20 protein-coding genes are annotated in these 24,497 nt (G+C 39.4%); all 20 read left to right on the top strand.

The annotated features are described in order from the left end of the window. The first annotated feature begins 211 nt into the window (after positions 1–211). Positions 212–2,110 carry an IS1634 family transposase gene (locus EBB54_RS14595; protein WP_125126599.1) on the top strand — a complete coding sequence of 633 codons (1,899 nt, stop codon included), beginning with the start codon at positions 212–214 and terminating at the stop codon, positions 2,108–2,110. A 329-nt stretch (positions 2,111–2,439) separates the two neighbouring features. Beyond that, complete coding sequence (locus EBB54_RS14590; RefSeq protein WP_125127957.1) at positions 2,440–3,588, top strand: tyrosine-type recombinase/integrase; 1,149 nt, start codon at positions 2,440–2,442, stop codon at positions 3,586–3,588. Positions 3,589–3,955: 367 nt separating this feature from the next. Next, positions 3,956–4,507, top strand: a complete 552-nt coding sequence (locus EBB54_RS14585) for a hypothetical protein (protein ID WP_004072532.1) — start codon at positions 3,956–3,958, stop codon at positions 4,505–4,507. A gap of 64 nt (positions 4,508–4,571) precedes the next feature. Then, entirely contained in the window at positions 4,572–5,108 is a 537-nt protein-coding gene (locus EBB54_RS14580; RefSeq protein WP_162307150.1) for a transcription termination/antitermination NusG family protein, read from the top strand. Between the two features lie 228 nt (positions 5,109–5,336). Next, entirely contained in the window at positions 5,337–6,740 is a 1,404-nt protein-coding gene (locus EBB54_RS14575; protein WP_243127675.1) for a DegT/DnrJ/EryC1/StrS family aminotransferase, read from the top strand. A 173-nt stretch (positions 6,741–6,913) separates the two neighbouring features. Next, positions 6,914–10,054: a sugar transferase gene (locus tag EBB54_RS31210; RefSeq protein ID WP_243127674.1), complete on the top strand. Its 3,141-nt coding sequence runs from the start codon at positions 6,914–6,916 to the stop codon at positions 10,052–10,054. A 2-nt stretch (positions 10,055–10,056) separates the two neighbouring features. Next, positions 10,057–11,124 (top strand): polysaccharide biosynthesis protein, encoded by a 1,068-nt coding sequence (locus EBB54_RS14555; protein ID WP_125127955.1) that lies wholly within the window; start codon positions 10,057–10,059, stop codon positions 11,122–11,124. A gap of 27 nt (positions 11,125–11,151) precedes the next feature. Then, the gene (locus tag EBB54_RS14550) at positions 11,152–12,009 is read left to right on the top strand and encodes a dTDP-4-dehydrorhamnose reductase family protein (RefSeq protein WP_125127954.1); all 858 of its coding nucleotides are present in this window, start codon (positions 11,152–11,154) and stop codon (positions 12,007–12,009) included. A 54-nt stretch (positions 12,010–12,063) separates the two neighbouring features. Continuing rightward, positions 12,064–13,125: a glycosyltransferase gene (locus EBB54_RS14545; protein WP_162307149.1), complete on the top strand. Its 1,062-nt coding sequence runs from the start codon at positions 12,064–12,066 to the stop codon at positions 13,123–13,125. Then, entirely contained in the window at positions 13,125–14,069 is a 945-nt protein-coding gene (locus EBB54_RS14540; protein WP_125127952.1) for a glycosyltransferase family 2 protein, read from the top strand. The genes EBB54_RS14545 and EBB54_RS14540 overlap by 1 nt, the downstream gene beginning before the upstream one ends. 147 nt (positions 14,070–14,216) lie before the next feature. Then, positions 14,217–15,236, top strand: a complete 1,020-nt coding sequence (locus EBB54_RS14535; RefSeq protein WP_162307148.1) for a hypothetical protein — start codon at positions 14,217–14,219, stop codon at positions 15,234–15,236. After that, the gene (locus EBB54_RS14530; RefSeq protein ID WP_125127950.1) at positions 15,221–16,207 is read left to right on the top strand and encodes a CgeB family protein; all 987 of its coding nucleotides are present in this window, start codon (positions 15,221–15,223) and stop codon (positions 16,205–16,207) included. The genes EBB54_RS14535 and EBB54_RS14530 overlap by 16 nt, the downstream gene beginning before the upstream one ends. 42 nt (positions 16,208–16,249) lie before the next feature. Further along, positions 16,250–17,122, top strand: coding sequence for an NAD-dependent epimerase/dehydratase family protein (locus EBB54_RS14525; protein ID WP_125127949.1), 873 nt, complete (start codon positions 16,250–16,252; stop codon positions 17,120–17,122). 6 nt (positions 17,123–17,128) lie between these two features. Continuing rightward, complete coding sequence (locus EBB54_RS14520; RefSeq protein WP_125127948.1) at positions 17,129–17,680, top strand: acyltransferase; 552 nt, start codon at positions 17,129–17,131, stop codon at positions 17,678–17,680. Positions 17,681–17,773: 93 nt separating this feature from the next. Further along, entirely contained in the window at positions 17,774–19,030 is a 1,257-nt protein-coding gene (locus tag EBB54_RS14515) for a hypothetical protein (protein WP_125127947.1), read from the top strand. Next, on the top strand, positions 19,023–20,495 hold the full coding sequence (locus tag EBB54_RS14510) for an oligosaccharide flippase family protein (protein WP_125127946.1): 1,473 nt from the start codon (positions 19,023–19,025) through the stop codon (positions 20,493–20,495). Before EBB54_RS14515 ends, EBB54_RS14510 begins: the two co-directional genes overlap by 8 nt. After that, a complete protein-coding gene (locus EBB54_RS14505; RefSeq protein WP_125127945.1) occupies positions 20,492–21,631 on the top strand; it encodes an N-acetyl sugar amidotransferase in 1,140 nt (379 codons plus the stop codon). The genes EBB54_RS14510 and EBB54_RS14505 overlap by 4 nt, the downstream gene beginning before the upstream one ends. Positions 21,632–21,646: 15 nt before the next feature. Then, complete coding sequence (locus EBB54_RS14500) at positions 21,647–22,288, top strand: NeuD/PglB/VioB family sugar acetyltransferase (RefSeq protein ID WP_125127944.1); 642 nt, start codon at positions 21,647–21,649, stop codon at positions 22,286–22,288. Next, positions 22,285–23,325: an N-acetylneuraminate synthase gene (gene neuB, locus EBB54_RS14495; protein WP_125127943.1), complete on the top strand. Its 1,041-nt coding sequence runs from the start codon at positions 22,285–22,287 to the stop codon at positions 23,323–23,325. Before EBB54_RS14500 ends, neuB begins: the two co-directional genes overlap by 4 nt. Then, a complete protein-coding gene (locus EBB54_RS14490; RefSeq protein ID WP_125127942.1) occupies positions 23,310–24,497 on the top strand; it encodes a GDSL-type esterase/lipase family protein in 1,188 nt (395 codons plus the stop codon). The genes neuB and EBB54_RS14490 overlap by 16 nt, the downstream gene beginning before the upstream one ends.

Genomic DNA, 24,497 nt, shown 5'->3' with positions numbered 1-24,497 from the left:
TTTCTTTCTATGATTCACTATATGTGTTTTATCCTATATTGTCAAGTATTAAAAATAAAAAAGGCCGCATCCCTGTCAAAGGAAACGGCCGGGTTTTAAACACTTTTGAACCGCAAAAAACGCCATAAACCGCAAAAATGCGGCTTTTTTTATGTCAAATTTTATAAAATTATATGTTGTACGGAGTTGTATATTGTGTTATAATGGTATTATGAAATTGAATTATGACAGAAAATCAAAAAACCCAACTTATTTTATCCAGCAAGGATTCCGCAATGGCAAAAAGACTTCTACCAGAAATGTAGCTGTGATCGGTAAACACTTGGATCTTCTTAAGATCACTGATGATCCCCTTGCTTATGCCAAGCAAAAAGTTGCCGAATATAACGAGCAGATGAAAAACAGTAAGGTCTCTATGGAGGTGACAATCGACTTTGACGAAAAGATCAAAGCATCAAATGACCTTATTTCATCGGACACCAGCCGCAATATCGGCTACTTTTTCCTGCAGTCCGTTTATCATAACCTTGCAATTGGCAGCTTCCTCAAAAAAGTATCCGCTGATTCCCGGATCACCTTCGACCCCAACCTTGTGAACCGGTTTCTGACCTGCGCAAGAATACTGGAACCAGAATCCAAGTTTGCTACGCTCCGCCATCTGGGCCGTTATTATGAGCAGCCGGAAATTGGGTACCAGCATATCCACCGGACACTGGATCTTCTGGCTGAAAACTATACCGGATATCTCCAGAACCTTTTCCAATATAGCTGCAGGATTGTCAGGCGTAATACTTCCGTATGTTACTTTGACTGCACAAATTTTTATTTTGAAGTTGAGTCGCCTGATGATGATTATGTTGATGAAGTGACCGGGGAATTTATAAAAGGCTTCCGTAAATACGGCCCTTCCAAACAGCATCAGCCCGCACCATTGGTAGAGATGGGACTCTTCATGGACGCGGACGGGATTCCTCTTTCCATGTGTCTTGCCCCGGGGTCAGATAATGAACAGACACTTGCCATCCCCTTGGAAAAAGAACTGACAAAAATGTTTAAAGGGAAGACGTTTATTTATTGTGCAGATGCAGGGCTGGGGTCACTCAATATCAGACGTTTTAATTCCATGGGTGGGCGGGCTTTTATTGTGACCCAGTCAATCAAAAAAATGGCAGGCACTCTGCAGGAAGCTGTTTTTAACGATTGCGACTACCGGCTTCTTTCTTCCGATGATCCGGTTACGATTGATAGCATGAAAAGCTTTGACCATCATAAAAAAGAAAATTATCGTCTTTATCAGGACAAGGCATACAAAATAATAAATGCTGACCGTCTGGAAGACCTGGGTTTCTATGAAGAAAAAATATGTAAAAATGGAAAAAAGAGACAGGTAAAAGCCAAAGGGATGCTCAAACAAAAGATTATCATCACGTTTTCCAGAAAAACCATGGAATATCAGCGCTATATCCGCAACCGGCAGGTTGAACGAGCCAAGCGCCTGCTAAAGGATTTGGACCCTGAAACATATAAAAAAGGCCCAAATGATGTGACAAGATTTATCAAAAGGGTATCGGATGGGAGCGTGAAGGATATTTACGAGATTAATGAAGAACGGATCAGGGAAGAAGAAAAATACGATGGTTACTATGCGGTTGCTACCAGTCTGGATGATGATGCCGCCCAGATTCTTGAGATATCTTCAAAACGGTATAAAATAGAAGACTGTTTTCGGATTATGAAGACAAATTTTTCCGGCCGTCCTGTATATCATCATACCAAAGAACATATCACCGCTCATTTTATGATATGCTACACAGCACTGCTGATCTACCGGCTGATGGAAAAGCAGCTTGAAGATTACTGTAAAGATTATGACCGCAGGTGTGGTATTGACCACAATGATCCTGCGGAAAGAATGCATTTTACCATTGATAATATCATTGAGATGCTGAAAAATATGAATGTTGTAAATGTCCAGGATATGTACTATATGTCGACCTATACGGGGTCAAAGCTGTGCACTGCACTAAATAGCATTTATGAGCTTGGTCTGGATAAAAAATACTATCAGCCAAAAGAGCTAAATAAAAGAATAAAAAAAATTTCAAGCTAGGATTTCCATACAACATTTTCAAAACACCAAAAAGAAGGCAAAACCTCGTGTTTTCAATGGTTTCGCCTTCTTCTATTAATTCAAAGTGTTTAAAACGGGATCCTATATTGTCAAGTATTAAAAATAAAAAAGGCCGCATCCCTGTCAAAGGAAACGGCCTCGTTTTCGTGGAGTTTATATATTCTACGAAACAGAACTATTTGCATGTAAATACAGTCTGTAGTCTACACCAAATTCACAAGCTTGTCAATATCCAAATTTTGTCTGGTTTTCCAACGCAATATATATTATTAAATATGGAAAAGGAATCATACAAAGGAGGAAATTTCATGGCGAGAAAAGGAAACAACATCTATCTGCGGAACACCGGAAAATGGGAGGGGCGGTACATCAAAGGCAGGGGGGCCGACGGCAGGCTCAGATACGGCTATGTTTCCGGAGCAACCTATGAGGAAGCGCTGAAAAGGCGGGATGCGGCGGCTGTGTCATATGAGGAAAGCAGGAAAAATCCGTTTCTTCTGGAAGGCGGGCTTCTGTTTTCCACGGTATCCCGGGAATGGCTTAAGGAGCGGGAGCCATTTTTAAAGGAGAGCAGCATGGCCAAATACCGCAACATCCTGAACCGGTACCTGCTCCCGGAATTTGGCGGCAAATGCGTTGCGGAGATCACCAAGGAAGAATTTTCTGCATATCTTACAGGGCTGCTTACATCGGGGGGAATACATGGAAAGGGGCTGTCTCCCAGGGGCGTCAGGGGGATCATCTGCGTACTCAAAGCCGTGCTGAGGTATGCGCGGGATTCCAGGCATGTCCAGGCCGCGGATCTCGATACATTTCCGCTGAAAGACCAGAAGAAGCCGCTGCGTGTGTTCAGTGTCAGGGAACAGCACATACTGGAGGAATGCCTGCTCTCCGATCTGGGCAGCGACAGGCTGGGCATTATGCTCTGCCTTTATACCGGAATCCGGCTCGGCGAGCTCTGCGCCCTCAAATGGGAGGATATTTCCCTGGAAAACAGAAAGCTGGATATCCATGCGACCATGACGCGGATTCAGACGCCGGACGACCCCGAGCGCAGGACGCGGGTCATTGTGACGCTGCCGAAAAGCGCCTGCTCCGTGCGGGAGATTCCGCTCCCCTCCGACATCCTGCGGCTTTTGAAGGAAATGGAGGAACCGAAAGATACCTATTTTCTCACAGGGCGCAGGAATGTCTACGTGGAACCGCGGACGATGGAAAACCGTTTCAAAGCGATTGTAGACGCCTGCGGAATCGCGGACGCTAATTTCCATGCGCTGCGCCACACATTTGCCACCAGATGTATTGAACTGGGATTTGATGTAAAATCCTTGAGTGAAATTCTCGGCCACGCAAGCGTGAAGATTACGATGGACCGATATGTCCATCCCACCATGGATCTGAAACAGAAGCATATGGACAAGCTTTCCGTATTGATCAGCGGCAGAACCCAATCATAAAAAAGATGGATTCCCGCGAAACAAAAAATTGCCACCTGTACGGTGCTAATCCGAAGTCGCACTTTTATTGCAATAAATTGCATAAAAATGTGACTTCGGATTGCAACCGTACAGGTGGAAAAATTGTTCATGAGTATCCAAATACATAGAATCCGGTAGAAAAATTCACGGAATTTTCACATCTTCTGCCGGATTTTTTTGTTTCCGTGGAAAATGCGATTTTCGGATTCGCTGATTTATAAGCTGATTGGCTGAAACATTGACTGATCGGATTTTCAGGTCCAACGATCCTGCGGGTTTCCATCGGAACTTTCGTAGAATATATAAATTCTACGAAAAAAATAAGCTGATCAGGAGATGATGTCAGATGTGGTGTGTGGTTTATGCAGGGGATGACAGAGAGGAAAAAACAGAAGATTTTATCAAGGCGCTGCTTCCGGCGTCATCCTATACCCGCTGCTTCCATTTGGTGCAGCACAAGGCACAGAAAAGTCAGGGCATGTTGAGGGATGTGGTGAGAAAATACCTTCCGGGCTATGTATTTATCGAAACCGACAAGCCGGAAGCGGTGCATGACATTCTGAAAAAAACGCCGAAGAGGCTGCTGTTCAGCGACAACTGGTCTGTCTCCACCTTAGACGGGGAGGAAGAGGCGTTGTTTCGCCTGATCGTGGATGAGAAAGGCGAGATCGGGCTTTCCACGGCAAGGACGTCCGTGGATGCCGGAAATGGGAAGAAGAAAAACGAGTACCTTTCCGGGCCCCTTGTGAAGGTTGCCGACAAAGTGGTTTACGTGAATTACCACCGCAGGTTTGCGGTCATCGGCGGGGACTTTATCGGTGGAAAAGAGCCCCTGAGGCTGGGATTTCGGTTTGACGGCGAGGAGATCGGCAAAATGGTGAATCAGGCCGGCATATGAGGAACTGCCCTTAAGAAACATCGACTGTCCGATACAGGATGGGGAACGAAAGGAATGGAAAGCTGTGTGGTATGCGATACAGGTACAGGCAAAGCGCGAGCTTGCCGTGGTTGAAAAGTGCCGTGAACGGAATCTGCTCCTTCCCGGTGAGGACATATTTACGATCCTTTCCGAACGGATGGTCAAGGAACGCGGGGAATGGAAGAAAAAAACCGAGGTTGCCTTCCAGAAATATATCATTGCCGAGACCGGGGACACGGACGGATTCCGCATCAGACTCCGAAACGTCGGGGAGATGGCGAAGATGCTGGGAGTAGACGACCGGATCGCACCGATTTACCCGGATGAGCAGGAGCTTTTGGAAAGGCTCGGCGGGGCGGAGCATGTCATACGCTATTCGGAAGGATACACGGTGAATGATAAGCTGGTCGTGACCGACGGCCCCATGAAAGGCATGGAAGGAAGGGTCAAATGGGTGGACCGCCACCAGAGGATTGCCGGGATTGAAGTCATGCTTCTGGGGCGCAAGGTGATGGTCAAGATGGGAGTCGGGATTCTGAAAAAGGTTTCAGATCAGCCGGACGGCAAGATGGAAGGATAGAAACTCAGGAAACTTTGGAATGCGGAGGATGATGGGGTCACCACGCAGGAAAAAGCGGATATAACGCGCCAAAGACAGAGGGCAGGAATGAACTCTGTATGGCGAAGCCTGCCTTTCGCGGCGGAAAGCCGGGAGGGGCGGAAGCATTTGAAAAAAATATTCCCAGAGGTGCGGGCGTGAAACAATCTGTCCCATCCTCTGCAGACTTATGGAAATGAAAGGAAAAGGGTGTCGGAAGTGCTGACGGAAGCTGCGGCGAAATCCATCAGGGAGGAGCCAAGGTTCAGAGGAATCAAACAATTTCATAACAGAAGAGCGGAGCCGGCGGCACCGATCCTGTACGGCGAAGCGCTGGAGTATGTCAGCAAGGCGCTGGAACCCGGGGCGGCCGGTGAACATACGGAGGCCCTGGAGGAAGAGACGGCCCGGTTGATCGGGGTAAAGCACGGCGCAGCATTTTCTTCCGGTACAGCGGCGCTGCATATGGCCGTCAGACTGGCAGCGGAAAAAATCTACGGCAGCGGGGATTGCGGCGTCGGATGCGGAAATGACATTTTTGGAAGCCGTGTATATGGAAAAGGCGGTGCGCTGTCCGGCAGACGGGTGTTCTGTTCGGATCTGACCTCTTCGGCGATGGTGAATCCGGTGCTTTACGAAGGGGGCGAGCCGATTTTTATTGACGCATCGCCCTGGGATTGGGGGATGGACCCTGAAGCCCTGGAGCTTGCCTTTGACAGGTATCCGGATGTGAAGCTTGTCATCATGGCGCACATTTACGGTTTTCCGGGACAGGTCAGGAGGGTGAAAGAAATCTGTGAAAAACACGGCGCCCTGCTGATCGAGGACGCGTGTGAGAGCTTCGGCGCTGTCATTGACGGAAAACAGACAGGCAGCTTTGGTAACTACGGTGTGCTGAGTTTCGGCAATGGCCAGCTCATGACAGGAACCGGAGGCGGTATGCTTCTGACCAATGATTCCTGGGAGGATCGAAAGGCGCGGAGACTGGAAACACAGTCGTTTTCAAGTGCGTTCGGATGCCGGGATAGCAGGTGGATATACGGCGCTCCGTTGGGGGACGCGGCTGCGGGAATCATCCACGGACAAATGAAACATCTGGATGCGCATATCGCAAAGAAAAAAGCGATATATGAACGGTACGAGGAACATTTTTCGGAGGATATGATGCTTTTGAATCCCATAGGAAAAGGCACGAAACCGAATTACCGGATGTCGTGCATGACGGTGGAGAGCAGCATCATTTTTAAGGAAACCCGCTCGGAGCGGGAATATGAATATCAATCCCAGCATGGTACGGCGGCCCCGATGGAGATATTGGATGCGCTGGAGGCATTTGGTATCCAGGGAAGGCCGCTCTGGAAGCCCATGCATATGCAGCCGATTTTTCGGAATTGCGACCAGATTACACTGGACGGCAGCAGGAGGGAGTATGAAAAAACAAAGCAGGATGCTTTTTGGGTCCGGAGCAATGAGAGTGGGGATATTTTCCGGAACGGGCTTTGCCTGCCGTCGGATGTCCGGATGACGGAGGAAGAGCAGGAGCGGGTGATTGATATTGTGGTTTCCTGCTATAACAGGCGGGAGATGGATCGGGGATTGTGGTGCGCGATCTAAACCCTCGGGGGATGCGCACTGCGGCGTATGAGGTAGATGTCGCAATGCGACCGCCGCAGGCGCGAGTTTCGCAAGCAAAATTTTTTGTTGTTTAAGGCAGTAACAGGGGCAGATTGGAAAAGCAGAAAGGATTCACTGCAGAAACAGCGCTGTAAAGGCTGCATCTGCAGCAAATGAAGCGTACATCTGCTTTGAATGATTGGGGACAGATACGGGAGGCTATGGGCGACAGAAAACTAAATGGCAGAAATTTCATATTGGCAGGGGTTGTTCTGGCAGGGGCGTACGGCGTGATGAATGCTGCGGCAAAGAAGAGGACAGAACCGGAGAATATTGACGCCGGAAATCCTTATATAAAGCCGGGCGAAGCCGAGAAACGGCCGGAGACGGTTTATGAGGGAAAGGTGAAGCCGGCGGTGGATAAGCTGCTCAGCTTCGGCGGGCTGGTGGTTTTGTCGCCGCTCTACGGGCTGCTCAGCCTTGCAGTCTATCTGGACGATCCAGGGCCTGTCTTTTTCACGCAGAAGAGAGTGGGGAAGGACAAGCATTTTTTTATGCTGCATAAATACCGCAGCATGAAGATGGATACGCCCCACGATGTGCCGACGCACCAGTTGAGCGACCCGGAACAGTATATCACACGGGTGGGGCGCGTGCTTCGGAAGACCAGCCTGGATGAGCTTCCCCAGATCTGGGATATATTTCGGGGGAGAATGAGCATAATCGGTCCAAGACCGGCATTGTGGAATCAGGAGGATCTGGTAAAGGAGCGTGACAAGTATTCCGCAAACAGCGTGACACCGGGCCTGACCGGATGGGCGCAGATCAATGGCAGGGATGAACTGGAAATACCGGAAAAGGCGAAGCTGGATGGGGAATATGTGAGACAGTTGCGGCAGGGCGGAAGGAAGGCCCTGTTTTTTGATGTGAAATGTCTGTTTGGAACAGTTCTTTCGGTTGCCGGTGGAGACGGAGTTGTGGAAGGCGGAACCGGGGAGATACATAAGAGAAAAGTATCCAGGCGAAACGGCGTCAGATCAAAAAAAACCGAAGCAGATCATAGGACAGCATACAGAATGGAAGCGGTTGAAGCTGCGGATGCAGGATTTGAAGACTATGCTTATAAGAAAAAGTTTGAGATAGATACAAATGCAGCTCATTCCAAACGTGTTTTGATCACAGGAGCAAACAGTTATATCGGACAATCTTTTGAGACATATGCGAGAGAGCATTACAGTGAAAATTTCATCATAGATACTGTAGATATGATTGACGGTACCTGGAGGGAAAAGGATTTTGGAGACTATGACTGTGTGTTCCATGTGGCAGGAATTGCCCATGCGGATGTGGGACATGTAGATGAGGAAACGAAAGCCAGATATTATGCGGTCAATACGGATCTGGCAGTCGAGACCGCCCGGAAAGCAAAGGCAGAAGGTGTTTCTCAGTTTGTTTTTATGTCCTCTATGATCATCTATGGAGAAGCGGCTTCCATTGGGAAACAGAAGGTGATAGACGAGCACACACTTCCTGCTCCGGCAAATTTTTATGGAGACAGCAAATGGCAGGCGGATAAGCTGGTGCGCAGGCTGCAGGATAAAGAGTTCCGTGTGGCGGTACTTCGGCCACCGATGATATATGGGAGAGGAAGTAAGGGGAATTATAAAATGCTTGCCAAACTGGCAAAAAAGCTGCCGGTTTTTCCTGACATAAATCATCGGAGATCCATGCTTCATATCGATATTTTGTGCGAATTTCTCAGTCTCTTGATGATTTCCGGGGAGGGCGGAATCTATTTTCCGCAGAACAGGGAATACAGCAGTACAGCATCCCTTGTCAGAGAAATAAATCATGCTGTTGGGAAGCGGATCTGGATGACGAAATACTTCAACCCTGCGGTTAGAGTTCTTGCTCATTTTCCTGGAAAAATAGGGAGGCTTACGGATAAAGCGTTTGGGGATTGTGTATACAGCCAGAAATTAAGCATCTACAACGGACTGGAATATCGTTTATTTGACCTCAAAGAGTCAGTAAAACGCACAGAAGGGCACAACATATATGATCAAGATGCTGATATGGAACGAAAGAGTCAGATTCCTAGGAAGACTCACATCCTTGTGATATCCCAATATTTTTATCCGGAAACTTTTCGGATCAATGATATGGCATCAGAATGGGTAAAGCGGGGATACAAAGTTACTGTACTTACAGGCATACCTAATTATCCGATGGGGAAGTTTTTTGAAGGCTACGGTTATCGCAGCCGAAGAAAAGAGCGGTGGAATGGGATGGAAATAATCCGTATACCGTTGATTCCAAGGGGAAACAGCAGTGTTGGCATGGTTGCTAATTATCTGTCATTTGCTGTATCCGGATTTATATGGAAGGCAATGACAGATATCCGTGCAGACCTTGTATTTACATTCGAAGTTTCTCCGATGACTCAGGCATTGATTGGCTGCTGGTATAAGAAAAAATATCATGTTCCGCATTATTTATATGTAACAGACCTTTGGCCGGAGAACGTGGAATCAGTTACAGGCATTCACAGTAAGGCTGTGATCTATCCGATTCAGAAGATGGTGGATTATGTATATAAGAATTGTGACAGAATCTTTACGTGTTCGCAAAGCTTTATAGAACCGATCAGCCAAAGGGGAATCAGCAAAGCACGGATAGAATTTTGGCCTCAATATGCGGAAGATTTTTACAGGCCTGTAAAAAAAGAGGACTCTTTGGAAAAGCCAAAGGATGAAGTACTGAACCTGGTATTTGCAGGAAGTGTCGGATACGCGCAGGGACTCGGTATTTTAGTGGAAGCGGCGAAAATATTAAAATCAGAAAACAGGCGGGTGTGTTTTCACATCATAGGTGACGGCCGTTATCTGCCCAAACTTCAGGAGAGTATCAAGGCAAACAATCTGGAGGATTCCTTCAATTTGATCCCGAGAAAACCGGCAGAAGAGATTCCAAAGTATCTTGCATGGGCGGACGCACTCCTGATTACACTGTCCAAAAGCGATGTATTCTCAATCACAATTCCGGCTAAAACGCAGTCTTGTATGGCATGCGGAAAACCAATTCTGGTATCTGCGGATGGAGAGGTGCAGGAGATCATCCGGGAGGCAGATGCAGGACTTTGCAGTGATGCGGAAGATGTGTGTGGGTTTGTTGACAACATAAAATCATTTATGGAGCTGAGCACAGATCGGCGCAATGAGCTTGCGTCTAATGCACTTCATTATTCGGAGACACATTTTAACAAAGAGCGTTTATTAGGACGCCTGGATGAAATATTTAAAATAGGAGCATAACAATGTCAGCATTGCATGGAGCAACATTATTGATCACCGGCGGTACAGGATCTTTTGGACACACGGTCCTGAAGCATTTTCTGACTACGGATATCGGAGAGATCCGCATTTTTTCCCGGGATGAGAAAAAACAGGATGATATGAGACATGAGCTGCAGAGAGACTATCCTGAATATTATAAAAAAGTAAAATTTTATATTGGGGATGTGAGGAGCCAGCAGGCGCTGCGTGATGCGATGCCCGGTGTGGATTACATCTTTCATGCGGCAGCGTTAAAGCAGGTACCGAGCTGTGAATTTTTTCCCATGGAAGCCGTGAGGACAAATGTAGAAGGCACAGATCACATGCTCCATGCGGCAATTGAAGTTGGAGTGAAAAAGGTGGTGTGCCTGAGCACGGATAAGGCAGCCTATCCGATCAATGCAATGGGAATCAGTAAAGCAATGATGGAGCATGTCATATCTGCAAATGCCAGAGTCGCAGCCGAACGCGGGGATACGGTGATTTGCTGTACGCGGTATGGAAATGTAATGTGCAGCAGAGGATCGGTGATTCCTCTTTTTGTGGATCAGATCAGGAGCGGCCGGCCGGTTACAATCACCAATCCGAATATGACCAGATTTCTTATGAATCTGGATGAGGCAGTGGATCTGGTGCAGTTTGCATTCGAGCACGCAAATCCGGGAGATCTTTTCATACAGAAAGCAGACGCCAGCACGATCGGGATTCTTGCAAAGGCAGTACAGAGGCTTTTCGGTGACAGCGGTACGAAAGTGATTGGTACACGCCATGGCGAGAAGTTATTTGAAACGCTGATGACAGTGGAGGAGCGGGCGCGGGCAGAAGATATGGGAAAATACTATCGTATTTCTGCAGACAACCGGGATTTGAACTATGATAAATATTTTATAGACGGACAAGTCCATCAGGAAGAGAACGAACCATATACAAGCCATAATACGAACCGGCTGGATGTGGAAGGGACGGTTCGGAAGCTTCTGACAACAGATTTTGTGAAAGCAGAGCTGGGGAAGATTGAAAACGGGAGCAGAAGGGCAGCAGGCGTGTAATCAGCAGCGATTTATGGGGAAGTTGATATGAAGTTTTTGATTTTAGGTTGTAATGGCATGGCCGGACATACGATCAGCCTTTATTTGAAAGAACAGGGTTATGAGGTTGACGGATTTGCAAGAGAAGAATCCAGGTTTGTCAGGACGCTTGTCGGGGATGTCAGAGAGCTGAAAACAGTTCGGAAGGTGATAGAGGACGGGCAGTATGATGCTGCTGTAAATTGTATCGGACTGCTCAATAAATTTGCGGAGAATAACCATGAAGCGGCTGTATTTTTAAATTCCTATTTCCCTCAGTTTTTAGCCGGGATTACGGCCCATACCTCTACGCAGATCATTCACATCAGTACGGATTGTGTATTCAGCGGGAGCAGGGGCAGCTATACGGAGTCAGACCTGCCGGATGGAGAATTATTCTATGACCGTTCCAAAGCATTAGGGGAATTGGTCAATAAAAAGGATATTACATTTCGAAATTCGATCGTTGGGCCGGACCTGAAAAAAGATGGTATCGGATTGGTCAATTGGTTTATGCAGCAAAGGGACAGGGTGAAAGGCTATAAGAATGCCATGTGGACCGGACAGACGACTCTTCAGCTTGCAAAAACTATAGAGAATGCTGCAATACAACATGTGCATGGCCTTTATAATATGGTTCCGGAGAAGTGCATCAGCAAGTATGATATGCTGATCCTTTTTAATCAATATCTGAGAAAAGAGCCGATTGAAATCACGCCGGAGGAGAATTTTAGGATTGATAAAAGTCTCAAACGAACGAATTTTGAGCGGTTTAGTTATAAGATTCCGGGATATGAGGAGCAGGTCAGAGAGCTTGGGGAATGGATGCGGAAGCATAGGGAACAGTATCCGCATTATGAATTATGAGATTTAGCTGAAAAAAGTTCTGAGATTTATGAAATGGAGATAAGGAATCTGAGGATGGAAGAAAAAAAATTAAGAATCGCTTTTCTGCTGCCATCGGTAATTAGTAGAGGGCCGGTTATATTTACACATTATCTACTTATGGGCTTAAAAGAACGTGTAAAAAATGTAGAGATATTTTACTTTAAGGGGAGAGTAGAATATGATATGGGTGTAAAATGTACAAAAATATCTTGCTATAAAGCATGGGACTTTTCCGATTTTGACATTATACATTCTACCATGGGGGTTCCAGATATCTATGCATCGTTATTTAGTAAGAAAACAATTTGGGTAACATCTATGCATAGTTATAACGACAAGGCATTAAAAATGGAAAAATCGCGGTTTAAGGCATGGATTATTCTTTTTTTCTGGGAAAAAGCACTTGCAAAGGCTAAAAATGTAATTGTATCATCTAAACAAATGCAGGATTATTACGAAAATTATATAGGGCATAAAAATTATAAGGTAATTCCATATGGAATTATAGAACATGAATATAAGGATATCAATAAAGAGGATACAAAAAAATTAGATGAATTTAAAAAGAAAGGATATACAATAATTGGTTCAGTAGGACTCCTAAATAAAAGAAAAGGATTTCATCAAATAATTAAGCTGTTACAAGTAGAAAAGGACTGTGCAGCGGTTATTATAGGTGAAGGCCCGGAATTGGGGAGCTTGTGTAAGCTAGCGGATGAAATGGGTGTTACTGACAGAGTATTCTTTCCAGGCTATAGAGATGAGTCCTATAACTATTATCAATACATGGATATTTATGCTCATGTCTCTTATTCAGAAGGATTTGGACTTGCTCTGTTGGAAGCAATGTCAAAGCGGAAACCTGTTATATGCTCTCAATTAGATATATATAAGGATTATTTTGATGAAAATGACGTGGCATATTTTGAAGCAGGTAATATTTTGTCGCTAAAAACAGCTTATAACAAGATAATTAGGAAATTAGAAGTTTATTCAGAAGCATCTTACAGATTATATGAAAAGTTTTTTTCACTTGCGAACATGACGAATGAACATATTAGATATTACTTTGATGTTCTTAATAAGGAGTTATAATGGAATTGATTTCTGTCATCATGCCTACATACAATGTGGAAAAATATGTAGAAGAATCAGTTAAATGTATTTTAAATCAATCCTATAAAAATATAGAATTAGTGATTGTAGATGATGCCTCAACCGATGGTACATATACAATTTTAAAAAGATTATCAAAAATAGATAAACGGATAAAACTTTATCGAAACGAGAGTAACCAAAAAATATGTAAAACATTAAATAAAGCTCTTAATTATGTTACAGGGAAATATATTGCAAGGATGGATGGTGATGATCTTTGTGATGTAAATAGATTAGAAATATTGAAAAGGTATCTTGATCAGCATGAAAATTGTGCTCTTGTTGGAAGTCAAGTTTTAAATATAGATGAAAAAGGAAATGTGATTTCCAATAAATCTTTCCCACGAACATGGAAATATATAAAACCTGGTTTGAAAACCATGTGTTGTATTTTACATATATGGTTAGCGAGAAAAAATGTTTATGAGAAATTAAAGGGGTATAGAGAGATACCCTTTGCGGAAGATTATGATTTTTTACTACGTGGAATGAGGTTGGGATTTCGTTTTGCAAATGTAGATGAATCATTATATTCTGTGAGAACAAGAATGGGAAATACTCAATCATCTAACGGAATAAGACAAGCGAAAGCAAAGTGTTTTGTAAAAGAATTATACAAAAAAGAGTGTAAAGCGGAAAGAGATTTGTATATATATGAGGGGTATCAACAGGCAATAAAATGTACCGATAAAGAAGCGATCAACTATATAAAAGCGGGAGAGGTCATGGAAAAAGCATTACGCAATCGGGACAATAAGATTGAGTTATCGAAAAATGTACTGCTAGCAATGATATATTCTCAATATTACCGTAAACATATTTTGGAAGCGGTAATATTGAGGATTTTGATTTTTATCGAATATATAGAAATAGGAAGATAAATGTAATAAAAAGTCAGGAGAATAATAGAATTGTATCTTTCAGCATTATTGATTATTGTTTTCTCGGGATTTTATCTATATGGTATGAAAATAGACCCAATATACATTGCCTTTCTTTTAGGGGTTTTTTTGCTATATCCAAAAGCAATGTCAAATAAGAAACTTAAGTTAAAATTAGAATTGTTACCAATATATGTGTTTATAGGATATATTATAATAACACAATATTTAATATTAAGTAATTATACAAAACCTGTAATAAACGTACTTCTGGCATTGGCTTATTATATTGTTACATTTAGAACTATTGAGCATTTGAACTATAAAAAGATAAGCAGGATATCCCGCATATTTATAAATGCATCTATAATTATCTTAATGGTTGAGGCGATATATAGATGGCTTCATCCAGTAGATTTGGTTGAAAATATTTCTCGTGGAGCATATATTTATAGATATAAAATTTCAAGTATTATGTATCAGGATTCTAATTTTGTGGGTATATATATTGTGGTATTATTCTTTTATTGTATCTATTTAAGAAAATATTTTGAAGAAAAATATAGAATACATTTGATAATACTTTTTGTGCTATGCCTGTTAACCTTATCGAAAGCATCTATTGTTACCATAATTCTGTTTTGGATTATATTTGGTATGGATATATCCAAAATAAATAAAATTGTATTATTGATTCTTTTAGGCGGAACAGCTGGGATTTGGTTTTTAAAAATGATTATACAAGATGATAGTTTGATGGCCAGATACGCACTATTTTATTATACAGGAAAGTATTTTAAATCAGCTTCTATATTTAATCAAATCATTGGTGTTGGATTTGGAAACGCAAAATACTATATGAATATTGGTGCTCACAGCATTTTTATTGTTTTTTTGGTTGAAGCTGGAATTATAGGACTTGTTGCGTTACTTTTTCTATGGGTGCATATTATAAAAAAATCAAAAGGGCAGGCATTGATTGTGCTTTTACCATTTTCCTTAAATGCACTTGCTTTAAGCGGTCATTCAATTACATTTTTGTATTGTGTACTAGCGATTATTTGTATTCTCAGCAAGGATTCACAAAAATATTTTGTGATGTGTCATGAAGATAAAAAGCACTATAAAAAAATAGTAATAAAGGGACATTCATGGGTAAAAAATTAAAAGATAAAAAAATACTTCTTTTGATGCCGCAGTTCTATGGGTATGAAAAGTATATATTAAGTGAATTGGAAAAAAAAGAATTAAATATAGATGTATTCTATACAAATCTAATAAAATATGATTATAGATATAGATTTCTAAAAATGATGCCTTTATATATAACATCCGAATATTATGTAAGAAGCTTTGAAAGTAAAATTAAAGAAAAAGACTATGATATTGTGTTTATGATAGCTGAAGCTTCTATGAAAAGGGATTTCATAGTTAAAGTACTGAAAAAATATCAAAATGCAAAATCAGTTCTTTATCTTTGGGACAGTATACAAAACTGCCCTAATGTACTTGGCTATTATGCCTTATTTGATTATATATATACTTTTGATTATAAAGATTCAGTTGATAATGGATGGAAATACAGGCCTTTGTTTTATATTGAAGATTTAGTTGGTACGCACATCCCTATTTTTGATATATCTATTATTTGTACAGCATATCCTGAAAGAATCCGTTTTGTAAATGAATTAAAAGAATACGCATATGATAAGAATATAAAAATTCATGATTACTTATACGCTCCTATGTCTTATTTTATAAAAAATAGATTGCAAAAAGAACAATCTGGAAAAAAGTCAGCAAAAATAAATTTTTTGCCATTATCATTGGAAAAAACATATGAGGTATACAATAACTCATTTGCCGTAATAGATCTTGCTTCTAATACACAAAGTGGATTGACTATGCGTACCATTGAATGCCTGGGGAATGGATGTAAGCTAATTACAAATAATAGATCTGTTTTACGGGCAGATTTTTATGATTCTAATAACATATATTATTTTGAAAATAATTTGAAAGATATCCCAATCGATTTTTTTGAAAAAAATTATAAAAAAATATCGACACCAATATTGAACAAATATTCTATTAGCCAGTGGCTTAATGAAATCTTAGAATTAGAAATATATATGTAATGAATTTTATAATATGCATTAGCTAACGGAAAGGATAAAGAGATGAAAATATTAGTGACAGGAGCAAATGGTTATCTGGGTACAGGTGTAGTAAAACAAATACTTGATGATGGACATGAGGTTATAGCTACAGATTATGAATGTAAAGAGATTGACAAAAGGGCTAAAAGCTATTCAACAGACCTTTTCAGTGTTAAGAATCCATATGCTTTTTTCGAAAAACCGGATGTATTATTGCATATGGCATGGAGAAATGGATTTGTCCACAATTCACCTAGTCATATTGAGGACTTTTCGAAACATTATAGCTTTATAGAATCCGTAATGAATTCGGATATCGAAAGAGTCGCTATTATTGGAAGTATGCATGAGATTGGTTTTTTTGAAGGCTCCATTAAAGATGATACACCAGCTAATCCACAAAGTCTCTATGGAATAAGCAAAAATGCTTTGCGTCAATCAGTATGTATTCTTGAAAAAGAAAAAAATAAAAAGATACAATGGATAAGAGGGTTTTATATTGTGGGAAATAGTTCACGTGGCAGTTCTATATTTTCAAAAATCGTAAAAGCTGAACAAGAAGGAAAAAAGTTTTTTCCGTTTACAAAAGGATTAAATCAGTGGGACTTTATTGATTATGAGGAATTTTGTTTGCAAGTTGCATCTATTGTTGAACAAGATAAATATTGCGGAATTATTAATGCCTGTTCTGGATATCCAGAAAAATTAGCAGATAGGGTCGAAAAATTCATAAATGATAATCACTATAAAATAAGGCTTTCATATGGTTCATTTCAAGACAGGCCTTATGATTCAAAAGCAGTTTGGGGGGATGACACAAAGATAAAAAAAATTATGGCATTGAAAGAAGAGAATACTGGGGACATAATAAGTAAAGTCAAGCAAAAGGTTTGAGTAATCATGAAAAAAATCATAAACATGTGTGATAAGTTAATAAATCAAGTCATGTCTTTAATAGATAATTCATATAAAGACTTTGGAAATAAGAGTAAAGTAATCAAACCAATGAGAGTCATTGGAAAGAAGTATATTACTATAGGAAAAAATGTAATTATAAATAATGGAATAAGGTTAGAAGCCATAGATAAATGGCTGGATGAGACATATGATCCTGAAATAATAATCAATGATGGTGTTGCAATAGGGCAGAATTGTCATATTACAGCAGCTAATAGAATTTTTATTGGACGTGGTTCTAGCATAATGCCGGATGTATTGATTACTGATATTGAACATATGTATATTCAAGGAAAGTCACTTAGCGAAACTAATATTGAGGTTGGTTTAGTAGAAATTGGAGAATTTGTAACTATAGGAATGGGGGCGAGAATAATAGGACATAGGAAGCTGCATATTGGAGACAATGCAGTGATAGGCGCAAATTCTGTTGTGACAAAAGATATTCCGGATAATACTGTGGCCGTGGGCGTCCCAGCGAGGATTATCAAGTAGAAATTAATAAAGTATATCTAATTGAAAGAAATCGTTTTGTGTAGTTCCTTGATTTTGGAGTCTAATATAAAAGGAGATTGTTACGGATAAGGTATGAATCATGATGAATTTATATTTGAATTAAATAAGGTGAATTTGAAAGGTCTTGAGGAGATTCCTATTGGGGAATTATTGGCAACGATTTATTTTGAGCGGGAAGGAATAGGGAATACAAAGTTATTAAAAAGTATCTTGACATCTATAGTATTAGACAAAAATGAATATTATATTTATCAGGATGCAAAAATATGGCTGATTTCTACATATTCGTATTTTGGACGTGCTGATTTGCGACATCAATTTGAAAATGTTGCAAATTGTATTAAACACAGGGGTATTATCTTTCCAAAAAAGGAAATTTCTTTTCAAGTTAAGAGATTAAGATACCTTCCATTAATATTTTGTTGGCGGAAGGAATTAAAGAAGACAAACTTTAATAAAAAAATTCAATATCGAATGATAGCTGAAACATTTAAGGCTTTAATTATTGCAGAGGAAGCAGTAAAAATAATAAAAAATAATAGTAAAGCAAAAATTTGTGTAACTTTTTGCGATGTACATCCTCCAGATTATCTTATTACGTTTATGCTAAATAAATGTGGCATAAAAACGGCAACATTACAGCATGGTGTATATGATCACATTAGTAGATATGAGTTTGCACATTCACATAGTGACTATTTTTTAGCAATAAATGAGCATGCAAAAGAAGAAGCAATTTTGTCAGGATTAAACGAAAAAAAAGTTTGTGTATTAGGTCCGTTATCGTATATTGATGAAACACCTATGGTAAGATCTTTGGTAAAGAGGGATAAAACATATGGTATTTTGCTGAATGGTGCGAGAGCCGGGAGATTGGAAGGAGAGGATAGGAAATTACTTGATTTTGCATATTTACTCACCAAGGAAAAAAAATTTAGTGTAATAGTTAGACCACATCCATTGGGGGATGTACCAGAGCATAGGATAAAAAAAATACAGCAATATAGTGAATGCCCTGGAAATATACAATTGAGGGATTTTCTATCTCAATGTGATTTTGTATTGACAGGGTCGACAACTGCATATATAGATGCATTTATTTTTGGATGTCCTGCCTATAGATATATAGGCATACATGATTATTTTCCGCAAATAAATAAATTTTGTTTTTCTGATAAATATCAACTTGAAGGAGAAATTATAGATTATTATACTAAAAATGAAGAACAACTATTACATGAGGTGCAAACTGTTAGACAATATTTTATTCCTGATGGAAGTATAAAAAAATATTATCAGTTGTTCTTTAAGGAATGTACAAATGAGTAGAAATGAAAAATTACCAAGTATTAAAAAAAATTATTTGTATACATTGGGATTTCAAATATTACAGATTATTGTTCCGTTTATAACAACACCTTATGTATCGAGAGTGCTTGGTGCGGAAAATATAGGGGCTTATAGTTATGTTAATGCTACATTTTTGTATTTCCAGCTCATTGCAGTTCTTGGTATTGGGACATACTCACAAGTTGAAGCAGCAAAAATAAGAAGAAACAAAAAAGAATTGAGTCAGTTTTTTGCTGAGGTCATGACTATAAGATGGATAACAACTGGTGTTTCAGCTATTATATATTTTGGCTTTATTGTTTTTCAGAAAGAATATATATCGTTATATGCTGTAGAGTTTATAGCGCTGTTCGGATATGCAATAGATGTCACCTGGCTGTATGAAGGTGTTGAAAACTTTAAACATATAATGATAAAGAATACTGCTGTAAAGCTTTTAAGTATAGTGTGTATTTTTTTGTTTATAAAAAGTACCAAGGATACTGTAATATATTTGTTAATTAATGTATGCGGTATTTTTATCGGGAACGCGAGTGTAATCCCATATATAAAAAATTATATTTCTTTGAAACAATTAGAGAGACTACATTTAAAAAAGCATTTTCAGCAAACAATGGTTTATTTTTTGCCTACTATTGCGTCTACTGTTTTATTAACAGTGGATAAACTGATGCTGGGCTATTTGACAGAAAGTAAAGTTTATAATGGATATTATGAACAAGCAATAAAAATTGATACAATTGTATTTTCAGTTTTTTCATCATTTTACCATACAATGAGATCAAGAATGGCTTACTTGTTTTCTGGAAATGAAGAAAAAGAAATAAAAAGGCTGATGAAAAAAACTTTTAATTTTATTGCACTTCTATCAATACCTGTTTCTATAGGAATTTTTGTGGTTTCAGATTTTTTTGTGATTTGGTTCTTTGGAAAAGAATATAAACCAGTGATAGATTTGCTGAAAATAATGGCGCCGTGGCTGCTTATTAAGCCTATGTCAAATTGTTTTCTGGATCAATACCTAACTCCAAATGGTCGCCAAAAAACATCTAATATTATTATATGGACAGGTGCGGTCATAAATTTAATACTAAATTACTTTTTTATCAATGCATTTATGGCCAGAGGAGCAGCAGCGGCCACATTATTATCAGAAGTTGTCATGTTACTATTATCTTGGGTTTGCTGTAAGGATATATTGTCGGTTGGTGAGTGGATTTGTATATCAAAAAAATATCTGATTTCCGGACTTGGAATGTTGATTATACTTAATATTGTATCAATGAAATTGAAAGCTGATGTGATATCGACTATGATTTTAGTTGCAATAGGAGTTGCGGTTTATATTGGATGCTTAATTATATTAAGAGATTCGTTTTTTCTGGATCAAATAAATAGTTTTGTCGGTAAGTTTAAACAAAGGTATAGGAGGGGTAATCAATGAGATTTTGTACAAAATGCATTATGCCTGATACCAGGCCACATATTACATTTAACAAAAAAGGGGTGTGTATTGCATGCCAAAATAACGAAAAGAAGAAGAACGTAAACTGGGATTCTAGATTTGAAGAACTGAAAGCTTTGTGCGATAAATATCGGAGAACAACGCCGGGAAAATATGATTGTATTATTGCTGTATCTGGTGGAAAGGATAGCCATTATCAGGTTCATATTATGAAGGAAATGATGAATATGAATCCTCTGCTTATAACAGTAGAAGATTTTTTTACGATGACAGAAGCAGGAAAACACAATATTAAAAATATATCAGAAGCTTTTGGCTGTAATATGATTTCTTTTAAACCAAATCGTCGGGCTGCAAAGGTGATTTCTAGATATATGTTTGAAAAGTATGGGAGACCACTTTGGTATGTGGATAGATTGTTATATACGGTGCCGCTTTATTATGCTTCCGCATTGAATCTTCCGCTTCTTGTATATGGTGAAAACGTTTCTTATGAATATGGCGGAATTAATGATGAGGAGACATATTCGGCAAGGGAACAAGTTTTTAACGGGGTTGCGCCGGATGTGAATCTGAATGAACTGGTTGAGGCTGGAGTTACTGAGGACGAATTAGCATATCTTGAATCTCCATCAAGGGAGATTTTGGACAAATTAGAGCCTATTTATCTAAGCTATTTCGTAGAATGGAACGGAATAAAGAATTATGAATTTGCTAAAAAAAGAGGATTTAAAGATCTAACTCATGAGTGGGACCGTACGAATCATATCGAAAGTTTCAACCAGATTGACAGTACGGGATATCTTCTGAATGCATGGATGAAATATCCTAAGTACGGACATGCATATGCTACAGATTACGCTGCAAGATGGGTGCGTTATGGCTTGCTGACCAGAGAAGAAGCTGTTCACTTAGCGGAGAATCGGGATCATAATCTCGACCCCAAAATAGTTGAAGACTTTTGTGATTTTACAGGAATGTCGATACAAGAATTTTATAAGGCGTTGGATAAACTCTACAGTCAGGACTTGTTTGAAGAAAATGGTTTCGGACAATGGCGATTAAAACCACAATATATAGAAGCAAGGAGAAAACCGGAGAAAGATTGGGAATAACGGTAAGTTGATTATATGGAAAAGCTGATTATTATTGGGGCTGGTGGATATGCAAAGTCAGTCCTTGATTCGATAGACTACTATAACTATAAAGTTGCAGGTTTTGTTGATGAATTCAGCAGTAATACCGAACACTTGGGATATCCTATGTTGGCGTCTAGTATAGAGGAATTGATAAATGCCGAACAATATTTTTACTTTATCGCAATAGGGAATAACTATCATAGAAAGCGATGGTATGATAAATTAAAGGAGCGTAGATTGCGGTTAATAAATGTAGTAGATAAATCTGCATTAGTATCGCAGAGAGCTACAATAGGCAATGGATGTTTTATCGGGAAAATGGCCATTGTGAACAGCAAATCAATAGTTTGTGATGACTGTATAGTAAATAGTAAGGCATTGATTGAGCATGGTTGTTATGTATCTGACCACGCGAATATTTCGACCAATTCAGTTATTAATGGTGATGTGTGTGTTGGAACAGGAAGTTTTTTAGGAAGCTGTTCAGTCACAAGAGGGCAATTAAAGATTGGAAATTGGGTGACAGTAGGTGCAGGTGCGGTTGTTGTAGATAATGTGGAGGATAACAAAATAGTTGCAGGAGTTCCGGCAAGAATTATTAAGGACTGCAATAATGGAGAAGAGCTTATATGAAGAAAATATGGATTGTTGCTGAAATCGGATGCAATCATAATGGAAGTGAAGCAGTAGCTAGGAAAATGGTCAGTGAAGCAAAGAAATGTGGTGTAGACGCCGTTAAATTCCAGACATTTAAAGCAAAAAATTTGATTTCTGTTTATGCACCAAAGGCAGAATACCAAAAAATTACAACGGGTGAAAAAGAGTCACAGCTTGAAATGACTGAGAAGCTAGAACTTTCGAATGATGCATTTATTAGATTACGGGATTATGCAAAAAAGCTCGATTTAGAAGTTTTTTCAACACCGTTTGATTCTGGAGCAATAGATTTTTTATTTTCAAGCGGGCAAAATATCTGGAAAATACCGTCTGGTGAAATCACAAATTTGCCTTACATAGAGGAAATAGGAGCAATAAAATGTAAGGATAAACAGATTATCCTATCTACAGGGATGGCGACTATAGATGAGATAACGTCTTGTATTGAGGTGCTCGAAAAGAAGGGGACAGTCAGAGATCAGATTACAATCCTTCATTGCAATACAGAATATCCTACTCCGGATCATGATATAAACCTTTTCGCGATAAATGATTTAAGAAAGAAATTTCCACAATATAAAGTGGGATTTTCAGATCACTCGATAGGCTATGTGGCAGCTATTTCAGCAGCTACTTTGGGGATATCCATGATAGAGAAACACTTTACCTTAGATAAGAACCTTCCAGGTCCCGATCATAAGGCGTCAGCAACTCCGGATGAGATGAAAGAGCTTGTCTGCAATGTAAGACGGATTGAAATGATGTTAGGATCAGATAAAAAGATTGTTTCTGAATCAGAAAGAAAAAATAAGATTGTTGCCAGGAAGTCTATAGTAGCAAAAACAAAAATACAGAGTGGAGATTTATTCTCAGAGGAAAACATAACTTGTAAAAGACCTGGGAATGGAATCAGCCCCATGGAATGGTATAGCGTACTTGGTAAAAGGGCCGAAAGAGATTTTGCGTTTGATGAATTGATAACCTGTGGAGGGCTTAAGTGGCAAGAGGAATAAATAAAAGTGAAAAAAAGAAAAAGGCAGAGACTTTTTGCTATATTGATTGCCGAATAGATACTTCACTTACGAACGATTTTCTAAATCTGAATATTTGGGGAAAAGCTGTTTATAGATATGTAGTAGAAACTGCAATCAAAAGCAATGTATTTGATCAAATCATAGTGGTAACAGATTCAATGAAAATTGAGAAGTCATTGGGAAATGAAGAAGGAATCTGTGTGCAGTCAGACTTCGTTTTTCCGAAATCCGATTCAGTGATTTGTGTCCTGTCTGGAAGGGCTGTAATGTTGAGAAGCAATACACTTAAGAAAGCGTGTTCATTGTTTTGCAGTGGAACCATGTATTCGTCTATATCAGAAGCAAAATATGATTTCTTGTTTCCATGCAAATTTAAAAGTTTTATATCTGGGTATAATAGCAGGCCTGAAAATATATTCGCATTTTATCAGATAAATAATGGGGAAATAAAAGACAGTTCGATTTCAACATTTCAATTGAATCGTGATGAGGCATTGGTAATAAATACGGTAAATGATTTTGAACTCTCAATCATATTAAAGAAAAAGGAAGAGAAAAAAAGAAATTTGACCAAGGCTATATTGGAAAGAATTGAAGAAAAGAAGGGAATACTTTCATCAGGTATTGATGGAGAAACTATATGCCTGGTGGGACATTCTCAGATAGACTATTGGAAGATCGAGAACCTCGCAGGCTATAAAGTGAAGAATTGTGGGATTGCAGGGATTTCTAGTTTTGAATATGAGCAATATATTTTATCTAAAGGAATGCTGGACTGTTCGTCAGATATTTTTGTGATCATGCATGGTACAAATGATATTGTAATGGACAGAAGAATAGATGAGATTGTTTTTAGCATTCAGGAAACGATTTTTTACATAAGAGAAAAAAATAAAAAAGCATTGATCTATTTTATTTCCTGTTTGCACACAAATGGGAGATTAGACAGGGATAATCGAAGAATTGACGAGCTTAATTCCAGACTTGAAAAAGTGCTCGGAAATGTTGTTAATTGGATAAATACTGAATTTATGGATGATGAATTTGGAGAATTGGATATACGATATACAATTGATGGATTACATTTATCCAATAAGGGATATAAAATATTACAGGATCATATAGAAACTCGTTTGATTGAGGATATGTAA

The organism is Schaedlerella arabinosiphila, assembly GCF_003885045.1.
GTDB lineage: Bacteria > Bacillota > Clostridia > Lachnospirales > Lachnospiraceae > Schaedlerella > Schaedlerella arabinosiphila.
Note: the sequence above shows the minus strand (reverse complement) of the source record. Positions and strands in the feature narration are given on the sequence as shown.

Excerpts from the sequence above, each read along its gene's own strand:
- EBB54_RS14530 (WP_125127950.1), top strand. The coding sequence starts at position 15,221 with ATGGGTAAAAAATTAAAAGATAAAAAAATACTTCTTTTGATGCCGCAG.
- EBB54_RS14585 (WP_004072532.1), top strand. The coding sequence starts at position 3,956 with ATGTGGTGTGTGGTTTATGCAGGGGATGACAGAGAGGAAAAAACAGAA.
- EBB54_RS14500 (WP_125127944.1), top strand. The coding sequence starts at position 21,647 with ATGGAAAAGCTGATTATTATTGGGGCTGGTGGATATGCAAAGTCAGTC.
- EBB54_RS14515 (WP_125127947.1), top strand. The coding sequence starts at position 17,774 with ATGAATCATGATGAATTTATATTTGAATTAAATAAGGTGAATTTGAAA.
- EBB54_RS14595 (WP_125126599.1), top strand. The coding sequence starts at position 212 with ATGAAATTGAATTATGACAGAAAATCAAAAAACCCAACTTATTTTATC.
- EBB54_RS14520 (WP_125127948.1), top strand. The coding sequence starts at position 17,129 with ATGAAAAAAATCATAAACATGTGTGATAAGTTAATAAATCAAGTCATG.
- neuB (WP_125127943.1), top strand. The coding sequence starts at position 22,285 with ATGAAGAAAATATGGATTGTTGCTGAAATCGGATGCAATCATAATGGA.
- EBB54_RS14505 (WP_125127945.1), top strand. The coding sequence starts at position 20,492 with ATGAGATTTTGTACAAAATGCATTATGCCTGATACCAGGCCACATATT.
- EBB54_RS14510 (WP_125127946.1), top strand. The coding sequence starts at position 19,023 with ATGAGTAGAAATGAAAAATTACCAAGTATTAAAAAAAATTATTTGTAT.
- EBB54_RS14550 (WP_125127954.1), top strand. The coding sequence starts at position 11,152 with ATGAAGTTTTTGATTTTAGGTTGTAATGGCATGGCCGGACATACGATC.
- EBB54_RS31210 (WP_243127674.1), top strand. The coding sequence starts at position 6,914 with ATGAAGCGTACATCTGCTTTGAATGATTGGGGACAGATACGGGAGGCT.
- EBB54_RS14555 (WP_125127955.1), top strand. The coding sequence starts at position 10,057 with ATGTCAGCATTGCATGGAGCAACATTATTGATCACCGGCGGTACAGGA.
- EBB54_RS14525 (WP_125127949.1), top strand. The coding sequence starts at position 16,250 with ATGAAAATATTAGTGACAGGAGCAAATGGTTATCTGGGTACAGGTGTA.
- EBB54_RS14545 (WP_162307149.1), top strand. The coding sequence starts at position 12,064 with ATGGAAGAAAAAAAATTAAGAATCGCTTTTCTGCTGCCATCGGTAATT.
- EBB54_RS14540 (WP_125127952.1), top strand. The coding sequence starts at position 13,125 with ATGGAATTGATTTCTGTCATCATGCCTACATACAATGTGGAAAAATAT.
- EBB54_RS14590 (WP_125127957.1), top strand. The coding sequence starts at position 2,440 with ATGGCGAGAAAAGGAAACAACATCTATCTGCGGAACACCGGAAAATGG.
- EBB54_RS14535 (WP_162307148.1), top strand. The coding sequence starts at position 14,217 with ATGTCAAATAAGAAACTTAAGTTAAAATTAGAATTGTTACCAATATAT.